18 protein-coding genes and 1 pseudogene are annotated in these 19,805 nt (G+C 35.8%); 5 read left to right on the top strand and 14 right to left on the bottom strand.

Annotation, left to right across the window (positions count from 1 at the left end; translation table 11 throughout):
- Positions 1-28: 28 nt before the first annotated feature.
- The 5 genes from ACQV2S_RS07415 to yedF all read right to left on the bottom strand — a co-directional run bounded on the left by ACQV2S_RS07415 (position 29) and on the right by yedF (position 7,212).
- Positions 29-2,119: a peptide ABC transporter substrate-binding protein gene (locus tag ACQV2S_RS07415; RefSeq protein ID WP_428885304.1), complete on the bottom strand. Its 2,091-nt coding sequence runs from the start codon at positions 2,117-2,119 to the stop codon at positions 29-31.
- 484 nt (positions 2,120-2,603) lie between these two features.
- Entirely contained in the window at positions 2,604-4,553 is a 1,950-nt protein-coding gene (locus tag ACQV2S_RS07410) for a PTS fructose transporter subunit IIABC (protein WP_428885303.1), read from the bottom strand.
- 11 nt (positions 4,554-4,564) lie between these two features.
- Complete coding sequence (pfkB, locus tag ACQV2S_RS07405; protein ID WP_428885302.1) at positions 4,565-5,482, bottom strand: 1-phosphofructokinase; 918 nt, start codon at positions 5,480-5,482, stop codon at positions 4,565-4,567.
- Positions 5,483-5,661: 179 nt separating this feature from the next.
- Positions 5,662-6,849 (bottom strand): cobalamin-independent methionine synthase II family protein, encoded by a 1,188-nt coding sequence (locus ACQV2S_RS07400; RefSeq protein WP_428874536.1) that lies wholly within the window; start codon positions 6,847-6,849, stop codon positions 5,662-5,664.
- A gap of 21 nt (positions 6,850-6,870) precedes the next feature.
- Complete coding sequence (gene yedF, locus ACQV2S_RS07395) at positions 6,871-7,212, bottom strand: sulfurtransferase-like selenium metabolism protein YedF (RefSeq protein ID WP_428874535.1); 342 nt, start codon at positions 7,210-7,212, stop codon at positions 6,871-6,873.
- A gap of 345 nt (positions 7,213-7,557) precedes the next feature.
- On the opposite strand from yedF, the pseudogene ACQV2S_RS07390 reads away from it, so the two are divergent.
- Positions 7,558-7,749, top strand: a pseudogene (locus ACQV2S_RS07390) (carboxymuconolactone decarboxylase family protein); the annotation flags it as partial.
- Here the strand turns inward: ACQV2S_RS07390 and ACQV2S_RS07385 are convergent.
- From ACQV2S_RS07385 to ACQV2S_RS07365, 5 genes are all read right to left on the bottom strand, one after another.
- The gene (locus ACQV2S_RS07385) at positions 7,743-8,063 is read right to left on the bottom strand and encodes a branched-chain amino acid transporter permease (protein ID WP_428874533.1); all 321 of its coding nucleotides are present in this window, start codon (positions 8,061-8,063) and stop codon (positions 7,743-7,745) included. The pseudogene ACQV2S_RS07390 and the gene ACQV2S_RS07385 overlap by 7 nt on opposite strands.
- On the bottom strand, positions 8,056-8,754 hold the full coding sequence (locus ACQV2S_RS07380; protein WP_428874532.1) for an AzlC family ABC transporter permease: 699 nt from the start codon (positions 8,752-8,754) through the stop codon (positions 8,056-8,058). The genes ACQV2S_RS07385 and ACQV2S_RS07380 overlap by 8 nt, the downstream gene beginning before the upstream one ends.
- Positions 8,755-8,771: 17 nt before the next feature.
- Complete coding sequence (locus ACQV2S_RS07375) at positions 8,772-9,242, bottom strand: HAD family hydrolase (RefSeq protein WP_428874531.1); 471 nt, start codon at positions 9,240-9,242, stop codon at positions 8,772-8,774.
- A gap of 271 nt (positions 9,243-9,513) precedes the next feature.
- Positions 9,514-9,891 (bottom strand): hypothetical protein, encoded by a 378-nt coding sequence (locus tag ACQV2S_RS07370; protein ID WP_428874952.1) that lies wholly within the window; start codon positions 9,889-9,891, stop codon positions 9,514-9,516.
- Positions 9,892-9,935: 44 nt separating this feature from the next.
- Positions 9,936-10,316, bottom strand: a complete 381-nt coding sequence (locus ACQV2S_RS07365; RefSeq protein ID WP_428885301.1) for a hypothetical protein — start codon at positions 10,314-10,316, stop codon at positions 9,936-9,938.
- Between the two features lie 273 nt (positions 10,317-10,589).
- Between ACQV2S_RS07365 and ACQV2S_RS07360 the strand changes: the two genes are divergently transcribed.
- Positions 10,590-11,249 carry a PHP domain-containing protein gene (locus tag ACQV2S_RS07360; RefSeq protein ID WP_428875984.1) on the top strand — a complete coding sequence of 220 codons (660 nt, stop codon included), beginning with the start codon at positions 10,590-10,592 and terminating at the stop codon, positions 11,247-11,249.
- A 148-nt stretch (positions 11,250-11,397) separates the two neighbouring features.
- Here ACQV2S_RS07360 and ACQV2S_RS07355 read toward each other — a convergent pair whose 3' ends face one another.
- Positions 11,398-12,309, bottom strand: coding sequence for an AEC family transporter (locus ACQV2S_RS07355; protein ID WP_428874527.1), 912 nt, complete (start codon positions 12,307-12,309; stop codon positions 11,398-11,400).
- A gap of 105 nt (positions 12,310-12,414) precedes the next feature.
- Entirely contained in the window at positions 12,415-12,789 is a 375-nt protein-coding gene (locus tag ACQV2S_RS07350; protein WP_428874947.1) for a thioesterase family protein, read from the bottom strand.
- 170 nt (positions 12,790-12,959) lie between these two features.
- Between ACQV2S_RS07350 and ACQV2S_RS07345 the strand changes: the two genes are divergently transcribed.
- From ACQV2S_RS07345 to ACQV2S_RS07335, 3 genes are all read left to right on the top strand, one after another.
- Entirely contained in the window at positions 12,960-13,919 is a 960-nt protein-coding gene (locus ACQV2S_RS07345; protein ID WP_428874525.1) for a tRNA dihydrouridine synthase, read from the top strand.
- Positions 13,920-14,016: 97 nt separating this feature from the next.
- Positions 14,017-15,024, top strand: a complete 1,008-nt coding sequence (gene sppA, locus ACQV2S_RS07340) for a signal peptide peptidase SppA (RefSeq protein ID WP_428885300.1) — start codon at positions 14,017-14,019, stop codon at positions 15,022-15,024.
- A gap of 1 nt (position 15,025) precedes the next feature.
- Positions 15,026-15,805: an RDD family protein gene (locus ACQV2S_RS07335; protein ID WP_428874523.1), complete on the top strand. Its 780-nt coding sequence runs from the start codon at positions 15,026-15,028 to the stop codon at positions 15,803-15,805.
- A 47-nt stretch (positions 15,806-15,852) separates the two neighbouring features.
- Here ACQV2S_RS07335 and pheT read toward each other — a convergent pair whose 3' ends face one another.
- Both pheT and pheS read right to left on the bottom strand, forming a co-directional pair.
- Complete coding sequence (gene pheT, locus ACQV2S_RS07330; RefSeq protein ID WP_428885299.1) at positions 15,853-18,279, bottom strand: phenylalanine--tRNA ligase subunit beta; 2,427 nt, start codon at positions 18,277-18,279, stop codon at positions 15,853-15,855.
- The gene (gene pheS / locus ACQV2S_RS07325) at positions 18,279-19,346 is read right to left on the bottom strand and encodes a phenylalanine--tRNA ligase subunit alpha (protein ID WP_428875415.1); all 1,068 of its coding nucleotides are present in this window, start codon (positions 19,344-19,346) and stop codon (positions 18,279-18,281) included. The genes pheT and pheS overlap by 1 nt, the downstream gene beginning before the upstream one ends.
- Positions 19,347-19,805 lie beyond the last annotated feature (459 nt).

The raw sequence follows: 19,805 nt of genomic DNA, 5'->3' as shown, positions 1-19,805 counted from the left end.
TTTCATCTAAGATTACATTTTCTTTTGACTATTCAGCCGCTTCTTCAGTTTCTTCAGCTGATTCATCTTTCATTTCTTCAGTTTCTTCAGTTTCTTCAGCTGACTCGTCCATCATTTCTTCTTCAGTTTCTTCTTTAGAAGCAGACTCATCAGTTTTGCTTCCACCAACTTCACTTGAAACACTTGATCCGTCTAACTTATTAGCTGACCAATTATCGTAAGCCGCTTGCCATTGTTCATATGAAACAGGTTCAGATTGAACTTTCAAGAACTTGAATCTACGTTGACCAGTACCTGCAAATGAGTAAGGACCAGAGAACGGAACAATATTAGTAACTCGTAGGTGTGATCCTAAAGTGTTAAATGGAATTGCGATTGCAGAATCTGTTAACCAAGCTTGTGCCTTAGCATAAGCATCGTAACGAGCATCTAAATCATCATTAATAGCATCAGCTGCTTTGACCAATTCAGCATATTCGTATAATCCTGAAGCTTCACGTGCTTCTTTAAGAATTGGATCAAAACCAATTGGAACTAAGAAAGTACCATTAGTAGGTAAATAAATATCTAAGAATGTTGATGGGTCTAAGTAGTCAGGAATCCAACCAGATTCATTAGTCATATCATAATCAACTTCTGCAGCAACAGTAGCGTTGAATGTTGCGTTTAAATATGTATCTTGGTTTAGAAGAACTGGATTAACTACAACATTTTCAGAACCTAAAACTTCTTCAAAAGAAGCTTTTAAAGACTTAGCAAAGTTGACAGCCACAGGAACTGTTTCTAGAACTGGAATATCTAATTGAATTGGGTAGTCTACGCCTTCTAATTCAGATTTTGCTTGTTCAATTAATTTTTGAGCTTTTTCTGGATTGAAGAATGCATCTTGTCCATCTTCCAAGTTGATTCCTTCATAAAGTTCCGGATTCATTTCTTCAAGGTGACGTGCTACTGCTTCTCCAAATGACTCTTCTTCTAACATAACAAATTCTGGTGCAACTAATAAGTTACGAATATCTGTATCAGCAAATTCTTCACCGAATTTTTGTGTCATGTAAGTGTGTTTATCGAAAGCAAACATAATTGCTTGACGGAAAGCTTTATTTAAAAGTGCTTGGTGAGTGTCTTCATGTTGCTTTTCAGTAGTTTTACCAGTTGCTTCATGCTTCAAACGGTTTAAGTTAAACTGTAATAAGAATGAAGATCCTTGACGTTGTTGTTGTGTGATATAACCGTCGAATTCTGCTTTAACATCGTCATAGATTGGTAAAGTAGGATTTACTGTAAAGAACGATACAGCTCCATCTTTGTATAGACGGTAGAATACTTCTGGATCAGAACCATCATTGTAAGTAAATTGAACTGTGTCTAAGAATACATTATCAGCATCCCAATAATTTTCGTTCTTAGTGTATTCAATTTCAGATTTAGCAGTTAAGTTAGAAAGTAGGAAAGCTCCATTGTATAAAATTGAGTCTGGAGTTAATGAACCGAAATCATCTCCAACAGAATCTAGAAACTCTTGATTGATTGGATATAAAATACCATAAGTTGTTTTTGAGTTGAAATATGGTTCTGGTTCTTCGAGAGTATATTCAAGGGTATAATCATCAATCGCTTTGACCCCTACTTCAGCAAAATCAGTAATTTTACCATTTACATAGTCGTTAAGACCTTTAATAGATGATTGTACGATTGGTAACATTTCTGATTGAACCTCTACAGCGTGTTTTAAACCAGTAACAAAATCGTGAGCAGTTGTCTCAGCCACTTCGTTACCGTTGTTATCAAACCACATAACTCCTGGACGGATTTTATAAGTATAGACTAAGCCATCTTCTGAAACTTCATGAGACTCTGCAACTGATGGGATGTAGTTACCGAATTGGTCGTTTTCGTATAATCCATCGATGAAGTTAACTGTATGACTTGTATTTGAATCACGCATAGAGAATGTATAGTCCAGTGAAGTAGGATCCCCTAAATAAGTAGCTTTATATTCTGGAACTAAATCACCAACAATTTCATCTTGTGCTGAAGCCAATAATGGTGATACTGCGGAACCTAGCGTCAAAGCAGTTACAAAAGAAACAACTACTTTTCTTAACGATTTCTTCATTAATTTTCCTCCTTAAAAATGTACAAAGCGACAAACAATAAAGTTTTTCTGAGTATACTTCCCTCACTTTCAAAAACTGTAATTGCTTACATTTTACCAATTAGTGAAAACGCTGTCAAGCCATTTGATTTTAAAGTTTAAGTCTTGCAGCGATTGTAAGTCAGTTTACTTTGTTTTAGTATGAAATAGAAAGAGCAAAACTAGAACGGTTGATTCTTTCTAATCATTCCTAAGAGGGTGTAGAAAATGTTATCGTTTTCTCACTCCTGTCCTTAATATTAAACAATCTTCCAAACAATTTCCATATTAGTTTGATTAGAATTTGATTTGAAAAGCGCTGCATCTTCTAATAATCTCAACTAAGATTAGCGATGATTAGCGATTAATCAAACTTTACTATCTATATATTCTCACAAAGCAATAAACTAATAACTATAATTATATAATTTATCAAAATTTAGTTAATAATATACCTATTGGGTTATTAACCCTTCTTTAATTGACGGGTGTAGTTTAGTAAAAAGGCTGATACTATACTACCTATTAACCAAGATAGAATATACATGATTGGGTTGCTTACCCCACCTGCTGCTATCGCAAAAACACCTCCATGAGGAACTAAGCTAACACATTCAAAAGCCATTGAAAGTGCACCGGCTAAACCTGCACCTAAGGCTAGACAAGGAATAACGCGTAAAGGGTCAGCCGCTGCAAAAGGTATTGCTCCCTCGGTAATAAAGCTAGCTCCCATGGCATAATTCACATAGGCCGAAGATCTTTCTTGTTTTGACCACACTTTTGGTTTAATCGTAGCGGCTAAGGCAATAGCCATAGGCGGAACCATTCCACCAACCATTACTGCCGCCATAACATCTGAACCCGCCCCTTGAGCTTGAGTGACTAGAGCTGTTCCTGTAACATAAGCAGCCTTATTAATGGGGCCTCCCATATCAATAGACATCATAGCTGCTACTGCAAATCCTAATACAATGCCCCATTCTCTTGGAATTGATTCAATCGCATTCATTAATCCCGTCATCACCGCACCCATCGGACCATTCACTACAAATAGCATTAGCAGACCTATCATTAGAATACCCAGAACTGGGAATATGAAGATTGCCTTCATACCCTCAAGGGTTTTAGGCATCCACTTGAAGGCAATTTGCAGTCCTCTTATAATAGCGCCTGCTAAGAAACCCGCTATCAGAGCGCCAAGAAAACCAGAGGGTACTAGATTTTCAAAAATGCCTTGTGGTGCATAAGCAGCTAAAACACCAGGATTAGCAAAAATCCCACCCATTATTCCAACTATTAGTCCTGGACGATCTGCAATTGATTGACCGATAAATCCAGATAAAATTGGTAGCATCATGGCAAAAGACATTCCACCAATTGTTTTTAGTATTTGAGCAAATACATTATAGTCTGAACTGCTTGGGTCAGCAGAATTTATACCCCAGAAGAAAGAAAGTGCAATCAAAATCCCACCGGCCACAACGAATGGAAGCATATGAGAAACGCCATTCATTAAATGTTTGTAGAATTGACGACCGATTGATTCTTTCTCACCAGAATCTTCTATCTCATTTACCTTTTCTCCCTTAGCGTGAAAGATAGGAGCGTCGAGACGAACGGCCCTATTTATTAATTCATCGGCCTTATTAATTCCATCTGAAACTTTAGTAATGATAACCGGCTTGCCATCAAATCGATTCATTTCAACCTGTTTATCTGCTGCTACGATAATTGCATCGGCCTTTTTAATATCCGCTTGATTAAGTTTGTTACCGATACCGGCTTGCCCGTTTGTTTCCACTTTAATACTGATCCCAGCTTTTTTAGCTGCTTCTTTTAACTTTTCTTCAGCCATAAAGGTGTGTGCTATCCCTGTTGGACAAGCGGTAACTGCTAAAATATAAGTATCTGATGATTCAGAAATTATATTTTTTTCACTTTTAGCTTGAGCTGTTTCTTTTAAATCTGCTTCTTCAGAAAATAAATCAACCACTTCATGAGCATTCTTAACAGACATCAGTTGATCAATCATTCCTTCTTCCATCAATTTTTTTGACAAGGAAGCAATTGCCTTCAGATGCTCATTTGATGAGTTTTTTGGCATTAAAATCATAAAAATTAAGTGAACATCTTTTTCATCTAAAGCTTGCCAATTAATGCCTGCTTGAGAACGCGCAAAAATAATAATTGGCGTTTTTACCGTTGATGATTGAGCATGCGGCATGGCCACACCGTTACCAACTCCAGTGGTTGAGAGTTGCTCTCTTGCTTGTAGCGATTGAAATAATTCTTTTGGATCCGTTACTCCTCCGACTTGATCGAAATTATTAACAAGACTCTTTAAAGCCTCTGATTTATTACGAACAATTAGATCAAGATCCATCACTTCAATATTTAATAATTCTGACAGCTGCATAACTTTTCCTCCTAAAGTTCTTGTATTTTGATTTTATCCACTAAAGAGTCCATTAACTTTCGCTCAGCTATACCTAAAGAAAAAGCTGTTGCCGCACCAGCAGCCGTTCCCACCTTTAAGGCATTCTTAAACGACTTTGAAGATTGGTATTCAGCCATAAAGCCTGCTAACATCGAATCGCCTGCTCCCACAGAATTAACCAATTTTCCTGGAGCTGACTTGGATCGATAAATTTTACTATCGCTAGTTAACAATATAGCTCCGTCAGCCCCTAGGGATACTAATACATTTTGAGCACCTTGTTGCTGTAAACGTTTGGCATATTTTATGACATCCTTGTCCGTGTGAATAACTGAATTGAAAATATCAGCCAATTCTTGTTGATTGGGTTTAATTAAAAAGGGACGATAGGTTAAGCATGATGTTACTAATTCCCGGTTTGAATCTAATATGAAATTGACCTGGGTTTTTTGGCACAGTTCGCCTATCCTTTCGTAATCTTTCGCTTCCATACCTGGAGCTAAATTCCCTGATAAAAATACGGTATCACCTTTTTTTAATTTTTGCTTTAATTGACTAAAGAACGCCTCATATTGAGGTCTCAATATTCTAGGACCTTTGGCATTTAGTTCTGTTTCTTTCTTACTTTTCAGCTTCACATTGATACGTGTTTGACCATTCACTTCAATAAAATCATGTGCAATCGAATGTTTTTTTAATAAATTGGTTAAATAATTCCCAGTGAACCCACCCATAAATCCCAAGGCACAAGAAGCTATTCCAAACTCTGACAATAATAGTGAGACATTTAAACCCTTACCTCCAATAAGATAGGTTTCTGAATCTATACGATTTAATGCTCCTTCCTTGAAGTCCCTGGTCTCTATAAAATAATCGAGGGCTGGATTAAAGGTTATAGTATAATTCATAGACTCCCCCCTTAAAAATTTATTAGTTAACGAACAAAATTTTAAAGTTGCTTTAAGTAAGCGTTTCCTGATTAATGTTTACATTATAGAAAAACTTTACCTTTGTTTCAATATTTCATATAAATTTTATTTATAAAGCTAGAAAAAAAGCAACTAGCCTATGCTAGTTGCAAAAAGAATTATTGACAGTGATTCTGACGTAATTGTTGAGCGGCTTTAGACATATTTGTTAATTTGGCTTCGATTATTTCTTCAGGATTTAACGGACGATTGGCAAATGTTGCAAAGCCACAATCCGGATTCAGCCAAATTCTCTCTGGTGGCAAGAACTCTAACGCTTCTTCAGCTAGAGCCATAATTTTTTCAACTGATTCAACCTCATCTGATCGCGGATTAATGACACCTAAGCCTAGTATAATTTTCTCATCTAAAAAGTTATTATAAAATAACTTGGATATTTCACCAGCTCTTGGGGTTGAAAACTCAAGAGCCAACATATCGACAGTTAATTTATTAAAGAAGCTACCTAATTTATCGTACGCTCCCTCTAATAATACACTCTCATCTTTTGTCCAATTTCCTCGACAAACATGGACAGCTGATAAGCAACCTTCCAAACTATTTATTTCATCTAGAACAGGTTGAATAAGAGACTGAGCAAACATTAATTCTTGGTCAACCTTGACCTTTGCAGATAAGGTTCCTCAGTAGAAGGAGGTATCCCCTTGGGCTCTTTGAAAAACTACCTCTGAAAGAATCGGTTCATCAATTTGGATGACGCGCGCCCCATTATCATATAAACGATGAATGGTATTTTTCAATAATTCAACAACATCTTTACCCAATTGACGTCTACTCGCATAAGCTTGATCACTTACTCCTTCTACCCACATTGATCGGGTTAAAAGGTATGGACTAGGAAGAGTGATTTTATAAGGTTTATTAGTTAAGCTTTTAATTAACTCCTGCTCTTGAGTACATAAATCGGCTTCCAAATCGAGCTTACCGACACAGACTGGACTATTCATTGAGTTATCTGAAGCATCCATCTCTTCTAAGGATTGCACATAATCCTCATTATTTCCAAGCAAGTCATTAATTTCCTCTGTAGAAAAAAGTTCGATACCTTCAACTTTTTCAGCAACATAAGACATAAAATTATCTCTTGAAATTTCTCCACTTACAACTACATCAATGCCCGCACGCTTAAAGAGGTCCATGACCTCTTTAGTTTCGTCATGAACCAGCTGATTGTATTTATCACACTCACCAAAATGTTGACAAGCTTCCTTGGCAGCGAGTAATTGAGGCGACCGTGGCATCGATCCAATTAATGTCGTTGTAAACGGCTTAAAGGTCGTTTCCATTATTTTACCTCACATTCTTTTTTAAGGTTCAATTACTAATTCACTTTCAGTTAAAATATCAACAACTTCACGCATTGTTGTAATTTGACCAACCATAATATACTTTTCTACTTCATAGTACTCAGTGCAAATACCGCATGAAAGAACTTTGGTTCCTTTATCTTCCATTGCTTTCAAATCTTCAATTGAGTCTGAGCCCTTGCAAGCTAACTTAACAGCTTCACCATATAAAAGGATATGCTTTGGCGCTTTATCAGTGTTAGCTAGCGTATTTAAAAAACCTTTCATCAAATTTTCTGTTAGAGGTTTTTCACCTTCACCCATACCAGTACCACGTAGAACGATATCATAAGCTTTTGACATGTGATTAATCTCCTTTTTGTTTATTTATAAACTTAGTATACTCGATAAAATTTTAAATATTAAATTAGATTATTAAATAAATAACCGTCATTTATGAAAAATTTATATATATAATTTTTTTGAACATACTTTCATATAAAAAAGCTATACTAATAGAGAATAACTTTGCAGAAGGAATCTTTATAGGACTGATTATCGTAAAGGTTTAGAAGAAGTGGGTGCCAATACACAATTTTTAACAGAACTTAATCCTGAATACCTTCAACATTATAGTCAGCTTGCTGCCATCTTAGCAAAGCCCTCGGCTCCAGATGCAGTTACTAAAGAGTTAATTATCTTGCTGTTGCTATTAATCAACGCTGTGAGCCATGTATTGCTGTTCATGTTAATCAATACATAAAAGCAGGAGGAAATTACGAGCAATTATCGGATTTAGACAATATTGCTATTCTTATGGATGGTGATCCAGGTATGGCCTTTGCCGGTAAGGTGTTAGATTGCTTCGATCGGTTTTTAAGCATAATGAAAATTTATTGAAAAATAGTTTGAACCAATACCATATACAAAACTGTTCCTCCCAAAATGGAAAAGACAGTAGAATGTCGCCATTTATGTAAAACGAATACCAAAAAGCAAGATATTATAGCCGCTATCGTTCGCTGAGAAGTATAGGCAATATCTTTAAATGAATAAATCAATAAGATTGTCATAATGGCATAAGGAAAAACTTGCCCCAAATAAATAATCCAAATAGGAGTTTTCCTTTTGAAAATAATAAAGGGAGTAGCTCTAATAGTGATTGTCACAATGACCATAACGACAATCAACATGATAGAATGAAGGTTAGACATAATCTGGTTGGCCTCCTTTAAGTCTATTTTCAATTAGTAGAAAAGCAATGACAACAAGCATTGACGGCAGCATAAAATTATCTGGTCCAAATATTATGAAAAATATAAATCCAACAGTCATCCCTAAAAGAGCAGGCTTGTGATTATTGGTAGCTTCCCACTGATTGAGAACGACGACAAAAAACAATGCTGTTAGAGCAAAATCAATGCCCTCCGTTGAAAAAGGTAAGAGATTTCCTACTAAACTACCCGCTACACTACCAAGAGTCCAATACATATGATTGAGTACTGTGACATAAAGGGAATACTTCTCACGTTCAATTCCTTCAGGTAAGTGGTCTGTACATACCAAAGAAAAAGTTTCATCCGTAAGGCCATGAATTAAATAGAGTTTGCGCCAACCTTTTATCTTTTTGTATCTTTCCAACTGACTAATACCATAAAATAATAAGCGAAAATTAACCATAAAGGTTAAAATAACTGTAGCAAATAAGCCAGTGGATGAAGAAAGAATGACTGGTGCTAAAAACTGGATAGACCCTGAGTAGACAAAAAAGCTCAAGCATAATGCCCAAATCCAACCAAAGCCTTTAGCCTGCATCATAATACCAAAACCTAAGGCTAGCATGAGATAAACGATACCAATTGGCAATGTCTTTTCAAAGGCATATCTCCAATGTTTTTTATCCATTTTCTAACTCCTTTAACTTAATGACGTAAAGTAGCTTTAATACGCTCAGGCTTAAGCAAGATGTTAAGCGCTGAATGAATATTAGGTGCAATAATATCGGCATTACGAATACTAACAGTGGATAGCCCTTCATTTCCTATAACAGCTATTGATAAAGCAGCTACACTCATCATTTCTCCATCGTTATAGCCATTGCCTATACAGGCACAGCTTTTAGAATCTAATTCTTCAAGCAGTAGTTTCTTGGAGATAGCTGCTTTACTCGAAGGAAAGGTAGCCAGTTCAACTGGAAGTTTTTGACACTGTTGTTTAACAGTTCCATAGGTATCAGCAGTGGCGATAAAAATTTTAACATTTTCTGAAAGACTCGAAAGAAGTTCTTCCACTCCTTCAATTAATTTCCCGTCTTCAGCGATGGTGCCGTTAAAATCAATAATCACATTAGAAATTTTGATCACTCCATTACCTGGAATTTCGTATTTTATCATCTTTATCCCCTTAAACACATCTTTATTTGAGACTGAAACGCAGAGCATTTGTAAGCGTTTTCTCGAATGCTTTTAAAAATATGATTACGTATTAAAAATACTGAAACGCGCTCACTTATAAGTATACTATTATTTAATCAAATATCTCTTAAATTTGAATGAAAAGTCCCTAAGAAAGTTCTCATATACTTTCACTAGACAAATTAAAACGACCTCTATTAAAAATAGAGGTAGATTTAATTCTCGATACTCATTTAGTGGTTTTCAATTTTTAAATTGAATAAGTTCGCGTTAAAGCGTATTCGACGACTAAATAAAAAGTGAATAAGCTTATTACAATAATAGCTCCCTTTTTAAGTACAATTTTCACTTCAGGATCCGTTCTATAATAACGCGCTCGACTAACTATCCCTTTCTCTATATTATTTAATTTATTCTCTGGCAATTGTTCCATATAATCTAATTTTGAATCAATATCATCTTCACCCTCATAACCATGTATTTTAGACAGCACAGACACGGTTGAATAATCGTTCTCCTTATAAATAATATAAGAATCATATATCGGTTTTACTAGTAAATACGCAAGTGTACTGATTATTATAAAAAAGAATAAAGCTCGAATCTTAAAATTTGAAAAATATTTCATTTTTCTCCTCCTTATTGCTACTCTTTCATATTTTTAAACAGCTATTAGAATAAAAAGCCCGATTTACTTATTATAAACTCAAAAAGTAGATATGGAATTACTAACATTGATATAAGAATCCCACCACGTTTCAAAATAATTTGTTCTTTGGAGACCCCATGAAAATAATGAGCCAAATCAATTTTAGCTTCTTGATCATAGGTGAAATTTTTTGACGGTTGCTTATCAATAAACTCTAGTACAGGATCTGATTCCTCTTCTCCGTCATAACCATAAGCCCTAGCAATTAAAGTAACCGTTTCTAAATTATTTTGTCTCTGTTCGTCCATCTGCTGCAAGTATCGATCCACATTTTGATAGGCAAACAAGAAAATTAAGATTGAGATTAAAGCTATTCTTATTCTTGTGTCTTTTAACAATTTCATAAAAGCGCCTCCGAAGCATTTAATGCTATCCTACCAGTTTTGTAAACGTTTTTCCATTAAAATTTTTCTTTCTTATTATCTTTTAATAAAATCATTTTATTTATTAAATTGTTCTGTCATTATTTATTATTTTTTCTAATAAATTTAAAGCTAAACTTGCTAAATCATTGATACAAATGTATTAATAAAGACTATAAATAAATTTTTAAAATTGTTTTTCAATTTGAATAGCGAGGTAAGCTTACGTAAAATAGGGATGTTGAACAATATTTAATGTTACAAACTTATAAGAGAGGATTATCCAATATGTTAATCGACCTACATATGCATGAGAAGACATTTTCACCCGATAGCTTTATGAAAATTGAGCAGATTGTCGAAAGAGCCAAACTAATCGGACTTGATGCCGTTTGTATTACAGACCACGACTCAATTGGTTTCATGACTTTAGTTGAAGAGGCTCAACAACGTCTCGATTTTCCAATCTTTGTGGGGGTGGAATATCTAACTACTGAAGGCGATGTCTTAGCCTATGGAATTGACGAATTGCCTGAGCCGGGCCTATCAGCTCAAGAATTCATTGATTACGTGAATAAAAAAGGTGGAGCTTGTACAGCCGCTCATCCCTATCGTAATAATAACCGAGGCCTTGGTGACCATATTTATAAAGTTAAAGGCCTTCATGCAGTTGAAGTGTTAAATGGCAATTCAACTTTAGAAGAAAATCAACAAGCCTTTATTACAGCCAAAGAACACGGTCTACAATGTGTTGGTGGAAGTGATTCTCATCATTTTGGCCAAGTAGGCGTTTACGCGACATATTTTCCTAACCAGGTTTCAACTATCCATGAACTTGCTCAAGAATTAAAAAAAGGAAACTGTCAACCAGTTATGGTTAAGGGCCATCAAATTATCGAAACAGTCACTGCATAAGCAGAAAAAGAGCTAGCTCAATGTACTGACCCCCTAAAGTTGGACCATGAAATCCAACTTTAGGGGGTCAGTACATTATGCAGATCTTTTTTTTGTTAGTTTTTTTATGTATGGCTGGCATGAAAATTTCTCCTCCTCTGTCTTCAAATTAAACGAAAGCCAAAAAGGCTGGACTTAAAAAGAGGGATAAAATAATTGATACAAAAGTTAGTTTAGAAGCCAAAGCGACATCTAAATCGTATTTAGCCGCTAAAATAGGCGTGGTAGCCCCGGCGGGCATGGTCGCCATCACCACACACATACCTGCTATTTGCTCATCTACTTGCAGAAATTTTAAGCTCAGTAAAACGATTAAGGGTATAAGTAGCATTCTAACACCTACAAACCGTATAACCGCTTTCTCAAAAAGAGCCTCCATTTTAACCGAACCAATAATTGAACCGATGGTAATCATGGATAAAGGAGTAACTGTGCGACTCAAACCATCAAAACTATTCATGATAAAGCTTGGTATAGGAATTTGGCTTAAGCCCAGCACCAATCCAAAGATAACTGCCAAAATCATTGGGTTTTTTATAAAAGAAAGAAGCGTCTCTTTAAAACTCTTTTCTTGTTTTACTAATAAAGAAATACCAATTGTATAGGTAAAAATGCGGTGAGGTATTAAATAAACGGCGGCTAAAATAGCGCCTAATTCACCAAATAAGGATGTAACGATGGGTAATCCAGCAAAACCGGCACTGTTACAAAGGGTCGCATAATGTAAAATTTTAGCTTGTTTTTCCGGCAAATCCCGAAAAAAGAAGCCGCCGAAAAGGGTTATCGTTGTATAAATAATAGTAGCAATGATTAAAGTTTGAAAGCTTAGCTCAATAATGTTCCAAGTTATATTAAAAAACGACTTAAAAATAAGTGCGGGAACAAGTATCTCAACAATTAATTTAATTAAAGCTGGACGATTCTGATCCGTAATCATTCTTTTTCTATAGGCTAGCACACCTGCTAAGACATAAACAATTAGAACTAATTGGATGCTCAGCATCTCAAAAAAAGTTGCCATTAATGATCCTCCCTATACCTTTTTATTAACCCCCTCATCTTAACATAGTTGGTTTGCAAACTGAATATCTTTCAAACACTTTCAAGGCATCGATCAATGAAAATATTATTTCTTAAGCTTTGCCATAAAACGCTCGATATTCACAACAATTCTTTGATGAGTTGCTTGACCAATTAATTGTTCTTTATCATAAGCTTCCATATCTAAAGTGAATACTCTTCCTTCTCTTTTACATTTTGTAATAATAATCTCAATTTCGCTCATAGTCGAACTCGCTTTTAAATGTTTGACTTCAAGAAAGATACCTACTGTGGTTTCTAAAGTTGTATCTTCAATATTTTTCTGACAAAGCTCATAAGCTGCATTTTCCATATAAGCAATCATCGAAGGTGTCGATAAGACTTCTAAAGCACCTGATCCAATTTTAGCAGCTGAATGTTCATTCTTTACAGAATATTTTTTGGAAAATTTTGCTTTCATTTTTATCCTCCTAAATTATTTTCAGTAAAATTATAGCATACAGATAGGGCTAGTTGTTTTTCCTAAAGAATTAATAGAGGATTCCTGTATTATATTTGCATCCAGCCTCATTTATGGTAATCTTTTAAAGATTCTATTTTTACAAAAATAAGCGAAAGGAGTCCTAAACTATGCCACAAAACTTCTGGCAAAACTTACCCAAACCCTTTTTTGTTTTAGCCCCTATGGAAGATGTAACCGATGTTGCTTTCCGACATGTTATTGCTAAAGCTGGAAGACCTGATGTTTTCTTCACTGAATTTACTAATTCTGAGTCCTACTGCCATCCTCTAGGCAAAGAATCCGTACGAGGTCGTTTAATCAAAACTGAAGATGAACAACCCATAGTAGCCCATATATGGGGTGACCGGCCTGAATTCTTTGAACAAATGGCGCATGGAATGGAAGAAGAAGGCTTCGCAGGTGTCGATATTAATATGGGCTGTCCAGCACCTAACGTCTTTAAACATGGTCGTGGGTCTGGTTTAATTTTAAGACCACAACTAGCTGCTCAATTAATCCAAGCCAGTAAAAAAGCAAACCTTCCTATTTCAGTCAAAACGCGTTTAGGCCATCATCAAGTGGAAGAATATAAAGAATGGCTGAAGCATTTATTTGAACAAGGTATTGCCAACCTCTCCATACACTTAAGAACAAAAACAGAAATGTCTAAAGTGCCCGCTCATTGGGAACTAATTGGGGAGATTAAAAATTTGCGTGACCAATACGCCCCACATACCCTCTTAACTGTAAATGGAGATATTGCTGATCGGCAACAAGGAATGGAATTATACAATACTTATGAGATGGACGGTATTATGATTGGCCGTGGTGTTTTTCAAAATCCATTTGCTTTTGAAAAAGAACCACGTCATCATTCTGCTAAAGAATTGATTGATCTTTTTCGCTATCATTTGGATCTCTTTGATTATTACGATCTCCACCCTTTCCCTGCTTTAAGAAGGTCTTTTAAAATCTATTTAAGAGAATTCAAAGGAGCACACGAATTAAGAGTCCAACTAATGGAAGCAGAGGATTCCATTCAAGCGCGTGAAATACTCATTGCTTTTGAAAAACAACACTTATTATAGAAAACACCTAACTAACAGCTTTTTATAGTTATAAACAGCTTATCATTCCAAACCGACATTAAAAATGTTAAACTAAACTCAAAGGAAGGTGGCTTATATGTCAAAAAAAAAATGGATAGTAATCGCTTTTGCACTTGTTTTAATTGTCGCTTCTAGCTTATCGAAAGTTTATAATGAACCCACTGATATTACCTACAGTGAAAAATGGGCGAATGAAAGACTAAACTCCTTGCTAGGCATTGGACAAGATTATATAGAAGAAATTCGAGAAGATGGCTCTGTAGATCAACGTATTCTAGTTATCCCAATTGAAGGAGTGATTGGAATAGCGTCTCCTACTTATGATCAGCAACTTATTATGGATACCATCGAACAGATTCGAACGGATGAATCTATTAAGGCTGTTTTATTCGAATTAAATACTCCAGGTGGAGGAGTATACGAAACCCGTGAAGCTTATGACTTATTTAAGGAAGTGATTGCCGAAAGAAAGATTCCTGTTTATGCTTCTATGGGGCAAGTAGCCGCATCAGGTGGCTTCTATTATGCCATGTTAGCCGATAAAGTTTATGCTACTCCTGAAACAATCACTGGCTCAATTGGAGTAATTATGTCTGGTTACAATATGAGAGAGCTTTATGACAAAATAGGTGTTGAACCCTATGTTTTTAAATCTGGAAAAATGAAGGATTTAGGCTCGAGTGCACGTAAAATGACTAAGGAAGAAGAGGAAGTATTCCAAGAATATATTGATGAAGCCTTTAATCGTTTCGTTCAAGTGGTTGTCGATGGTCGTGATATGTCAGAAGAACGGGTGCGTGAGCTAGCAGATGGTCGTATTTATACCGCCAAGCAAGCTAAAGAAAACGGCTTGGTTGATGATATTCTATACTATCGTCAAGTAATCGATCTTATTCGCGAAGAAAACGACTTAGCAAATGCTCAAGTTTTTGAAAAAGCAGCCCCTCAAGACCAATTTGCCTCATTCTTCCCTACATTTATGAAATCAGAAGATAATTATGCAAAACAATTTGATCAAGTTCTTAACCGTGTAAAAGAAGAAGTTCTTCCTCAGATTGAGTACCGCTGGGAAGGTGGTAAGTAATATGACATCAGTTAAATTAGATAAAGAAGAACTTAAGACGCTTTTAAATCATTCAAAAGAAGAAAAAAAAGATTCAACTAAAGTTATTGAAGAAGTTCCTCAAGATAGTACAGTCATTATTGAAGAGCAAACGGACCACTCTAAGGACAACAATATAACAAAAAATAACTCGTCTTCTTTAAATTCTAGTCAAGCAAATCATTCCGGACTCAATCCATTCAGCAATCATGCAGCAAGAGAGGAAGCTTTCAAAGAGACTAAGCAGTCTGACATTGATCCTATTCAAATGAAAATTGCTGACCAACAACTGAGAGAAAATGGCTACGACTATCTTCCTAAGGAGGTTTATGCTGGGTTCTGGCTTCGTTTAGCAGCTTATATGGTAGATTACCTATTCATTCTTCTCCTGACTAACCTTATAACGAACATTGTAGGAGAAATGAATAAAGACTTATTGTGGGGTGTTTTACCTATGTTCTTTAACTTAGCTGTATTTTGCCTTTACTTTTTCCTAATGACTTTCGGTCTGAATGGCCAAACACCCGGAAAAATTTTATTTAATTTAAGAGTTGTGCCGATTAATACCCAATCGAATAAATTAAATATATCCACTTTATTAATGCGTGAATTTTTTGGTCGTGTTATTTTCTACTATGTACCATTTATTGCTGTCATCCTTATCTTCACAAGCAAACATCAGCACCCTTTAGATATGCTGACTGATACGACAGTGATTAATGAACGTTATCTAACTGCCTTTGCTAAGTGGAAACTCGTTTAAAACAAATAAAAATCACTACGCTATCTTTAGCGTAGTGATTTTTTATGTTAACGAATTTCTACATTCTCTGCCTTTTCTAAAGCTTTAATCACTTGATCCATTGCCTTTGTCACTTCTTCATCTTTTAAAGTTTTATCTGGATTTTGGAAAGTTAAGTGATAAGCTAAAGATTGTTTATCTGCTGCTATATTCTCGCCAGTATATCGGTCGAATAATTCGACATTTTTCAAATTATCTCCAGCATTTTCATAGATTAAATCTACCAAGCTTTGGTGACTGGTTGATCGATCTACTAAAAGAGCGATATCACGAGAAGTTGATGGATATTTTGCTAAAGGGGTCTGTAGCAATAAGTCTCTGTTAAATCCTACTAAAGCCTCAAAATCTAACTCCGCAAAGAAAGTCTCCTTATCTAAGTCAAACTCTTGCGATAATTGGGGATGTAATTGCCCAATAAAACCAATTTTTTGACCGTCTAATAAGATATTGGCTGTTTGTCCTGGATGCATAAAGTCTAAATTTTCCATACGTTCAAATGATAAATGATTTCCTAAACGTAATTGGTCCATAATTTGTTCAACGATACCTTTGAGATCGTAAAAATCATAATTTTGACTTGCACTTTCCCAATTGAATGGACTCTTTTCACCAGAAACAAAGAAGCTAAGCATTTCTTTTTCTTCAGGTTGACGGTTCCTTTCAGTCGCTAAGAAAACTTTGCCCATTTCATAGAAAGCTATGGTCTTATTGTGACGGGCTTTATTGTAACGAGCAATCTCCAAGAAAGACGGTAACATTGATTGTCTTAAGAGTGATCTTTCCTCAGACATTGGTAAAAGTAATGAAACATAGCGATCTTTATTTGCATTTAATTTTGCAAACTCAGGTGAGATTAGAACATAAGACACTGTTTCATTTAAGCCTAACCCTTCAGCTAAAGAGCGTGTTGCTCTTTTTAATTTTTGTCGGCTATCTAATTGGGCGGGACGATTAGGAACCGCAGGTAGAGTAACAGGAATTTGATCATAGCCATAAATACGAGCCACTTCTTCTAAAATATCAGCTGGAATAGTAATATCCCAACGACGTGGGGGAATCGATACTCTCATCTGGTCATTTTCAAAAGCGACTCCAAAACCTAAGCGGTCAAAAATGGCTTGAAGCTGCGATTGATTCACTTGAATGCCTAATTTTTCTTCAATCATTTGCATAGGCAGTTCTACCACTTGATCATGCACATCATCGGCTTTTACTTCTAAGACTCCCTTTTCGATTTTACCCTGTGTTAATTGCGCCATCAAAATAGCAGCTTGGTCCCCTGCTTCTGAAAGAGTTGCTGGATTAATTCCTTTTTCAAAGCGGGCAGATGATTCTGATCTTAAGCCAAGACGTCGAGAAGTTGAACGAATGGCCTGAGGGTTAAAAACAGCTGTTTCTAATAAGACATTTTGCGTCTTTTCGGTTACATGGCTATCTAGCCCACCCATGACACCTGCTAGAGCAATTGGTTGATCGTCAGAAGTAATCACTATATCTTTTTCTGTTAGATTTCTTTCGATTTCGTCTAAAGTCGTAAGCTTTTCATTTTCTTTGGCATAGCGCACACCAATCTTTTTGCCTGGTAATTGATCCAAATCAAAAGCATGCATAGGTTGACCATATAGCATCAAATAGTAATTGGTCACATCCACTAGGTTATTAATAGGACGAATATTAGCTTTCATCAAACGGCTTTGCATTTGAATCGGGCTTGGCTTTACTTGAATGCTTTTCAACACTCTTAACTGATAGTGACTACTTAAATCATGTTCTGTCATATCCAATTCTAAATTTTGTAATTCATCAATTGAAACTAATTGACTTTCACTGATTTTTAAAGCTTCAAAATGTGGAGTCTGAGAAACAATCGCTCCCACCTCGTGAGCTACTCCACGCATCGATAAAGCATCTGCACGATTAGGTGTAATGGATAATTCTAAAATCGGATCATCAAGCTCCATGTATTCAACGATATTTTGACCGATTGGAGCATCCTCTGCTAAGAGATATATGCCATCCACAAATTCCTTCGGTACCACCTTATCAGCAAATCCCAACTCTTGTAATGAACATAGCATTCCTTGAGAAACTTGACCTCTAAGTTTTGACTCTTTGATTCTTAAATCTCCAGGTAAAATACAGCCTTCTAAAGCAGTGATTACTTTAGCACCTTGCTTAACATTAGACGCACCACATACGATTTGCTTTTTGCCGTAATCTGCTACATTGACTTGAGCAATTTTTAAATGATCGGAATCAGGATGGTCCTCTAATTCTTCAACTAATCCAACTACTAGAGGACCTTGAATAGAATCGGCCAGATTTTCGACTCCTTCAATTTCAATACCCGTTCGAGACATTTTCTCTGCTAATTCCTCGGCAGGCATTTTATTTAAATCTAATAATTCATTTAACCAATTATATGAAACATACATTAGTTTTGACCTCCTTTGAATTGTGTCAAGAAGCGTAAATCATTTTGGTAAAAATGACGGATGTCATCAACGTTATGCTTTAACATGGCTACACGGTCAATTCCCACACCAAATGCAAAGCCGCTATATTTATTTGAATCAATGCCTGACATTTCTAGTACATTTGGATGAACGAGTCCTGCTCCTAAGACTTCAATCCATCCGGTACCTTTACAAATACCACAACCTTGCCCTCCGCATTTGAAACAGGACACATCCACTTCAACAGAAGGCTCTGTGAATGAGAAGAAGGAAGGTCTTAATCGAATCTCACGTTCTTCGCCAAAGAAGGCTTTAGCAAATTGTAAGAGCGTTCCTTTCAGATCTGCCATAGTAATCTTTTCAGCAACTACTAAGCCTTCCATTTGATGAAACTGATGAGAATGAGTCGCATCATCATTATCTCTTCTAAAAACCTTCCCGGGTGAAACCATCTTTAAAGGGCCATCTTTTTCAAAGTCATGCTTTTCCATTGTCCGAGCTTGCACAGGCGAAGTGTGTGTTCTTAATAAAACTTCTTCAGAGATATAAAAGGTATCTTGCATATCCCGAGCAGGATGATTTTTAGGCAAATTCATTTTTTCAAAGTTATAAGAGTCTAACTCTACTTCTGGTCCTTCAATAATTTGATAACCCATCCCTAAGAAAAGATCTTCTAATTCTTCACGCGTTTGAGTTAATAAGTGGCGACTACCAAAGTTCTGCCGTCTTCCAGGCAAGCTAATATCGATTGTTTCACTAGCCAGTTGAGCAGCTAATTCTTTCTGCTTTACTTGCTCTTGTTTTTTCTCAATATGGTCATTAAACGATTGATGGAATTGATTAATTAGCTGACCTAAAATCGGCTTTTCATCTTTTTCTAAATCTTTCATTTGTTTTGAAATTTGCGTCAATTCACCTTTTTTACCGGTATATTTCACGCGAATATCCTGAATCATTTTACTTGATTCCGCTTGCTTGATTTCTTCAATTGCCTTTGCAACTAAACCATCGACTTGTTCTTTAATGACTTGTAATTTATCATTCATCATAATCCTCCTAGCAATTAGCACTTTAATATTCCATCCAACAAAAATAGCCCGTCCCTAAAAGGGACGCGCTACCGTGGTACCACCCTTATTCTTGAAAAATTTCAAGCACTCAAATCATTGTTAACCCCAATGAAGGTATCTTTTTCTAGTTTCAAACTATTTAAGGATCGACTCCTAGGATGAAAATAATTGAAAAGTGACATCATCTGCTCTCAGTCGGTGACAAATTTCCCTGTTTATGTACCTTTCAATTAGGTCCTAATCATAGTCTTTAGTTATCTTTATCAAGTATAGCCTGTAAATAGTTTTTCGTCAATCTTGCTCTTTAGTGAAAAGTCATTTCTGTTAAACGTAAATGATAATGTCTCAAGAGAACACAAATCAAAATGTCCCTCTATCCTCTATAATAAATGATGAAAAGGATAGGAGGGAAAATGATGGGAGATTATCTTACAG

Origin of the sequence: Facklamia sp. P13064 (assembly GCF_050409425.1) — a bacterium.
Lineage (GTDB): Bacteria > Bacillota > Bacilli > Lactobacillales > Aerococcaceae > Facklamia.
Note: the sequence above shows the minus strand (reverse complement) of the source record. Positions and strands in the feature narration are given on the sequence as shown.

Coding starts and splice junctions, on each gene's coding strand:
- ACQV2S_RS07415 (WP_428885304.1), bottom strand. CDS start 2,119: ATGAAGAAATCGTTAAGAAAAGTAGTTGTTTCTTTTGTAACTGCTTTG.
- ACQV2S_RS07410 (WP_428885303.1), bottom strand. CDS start 4,553: ATGCAGCTGTCAGAATTATTAAATATTGAAGTGATGGATCTTGATCTA.
- pfkB (WP_428885302.1), bottom strand. CDS start 5,482: ATGAATTATACTATAACCTTTAATCCAGCCCTCGATTATTTTATAGAG.
- yedF (WP_428874535.1), bottom strand. CDS start 7,212: ATGTCAAAAGCTTATGATATCGTTCTACGTGGTACTGGTATGGGTGAA.
- ACQV2S_RS07385 (WP_428874533.1), bottom strand. CDS start 8,063: ATGTCTAACCTTCATTCTATCATGTTGATTGTCGTTATGGTCATTGTG.
- ACQV2S_RS07380 (WP_428874532.1), bottom strand. CDS start 8,754: ATGGATAAAAAACATTGGAGATATGCCTTTGAAAAGACATTGCCAATT.
- ACQV2S_RS07375 (WP_428874531.1), bottom strand. CDS start 9,242: ATGATAAAATACGAAATTCCAGGTAATGGAGTGATCAAAATTTCTAAT.
- ACQV2S_RS07370 (WP_428874952.1), bottom strand. CDS start 9,891: ATGAAATATTTTTCAAATTTTAAGATTCGAGCTTTATTCTTTTTTATA.
- ACQV2S_RS07365 (WP_428885301.1), bottom strand. CDS start 10,316: ATGAAATTGTTAAAAGACACAAGAATAAGAATAGCTTTAATCTCAATC.
- ACQV2S_RS07360 (WP_428875984.1), top strand. CDS start 10,590: ATGTTACAAACTTATAAGAGAGGATTATCCAATATGTTAATCGACCTA.
- ACQV2S_RS07355 (WP_428874527.1), bottom strand. CDS start 12,309: ATGGCAACTTTTTTTGAGATGCTGAGCATCCAATTAGTTCTAATTGTT.
- ACQV2S_RS07350 (WP_428874947.1), bottom strand. CDS start 12,789: ATGAAAGCAAAATTTTCCAAAAAATATTCTGTAAAGAATGAACATTCA.
- ACQV2S_RS07345 (WP_428874525.1), top strand. CDS start 12,960: ATGCCACAAAACTTCTGGCAAAACTTACCCAAACCCTTTTTTGTTTTA.
- sppA (WP_428885300.1), top strand. CDS start 14,017: ATGTCAAAAAAAAAATGGATAGTAATCGCTTTTGCACTTGTTTTAATT.
- ACQV2S_RS07335 (WP_428874523.1), top strand. CDS start 15,026: ATGACATCAGTTAAATTAGATAAAGAAGAACTTAAGACGCTTTTAAAT.
- pheT (WP_428885299.1), bottom strand. CDS start 18,279: ATGTATGTTTCATATAATTGGTTAAATGAATTATTAGATTTAAATAAA.
- pheS (WP_428875415.1), bottom strand. CDS start 19,346: ATGAATGATAAATTACAAGTCATTAAAGAACAAGTCGATGGTTTAGTT.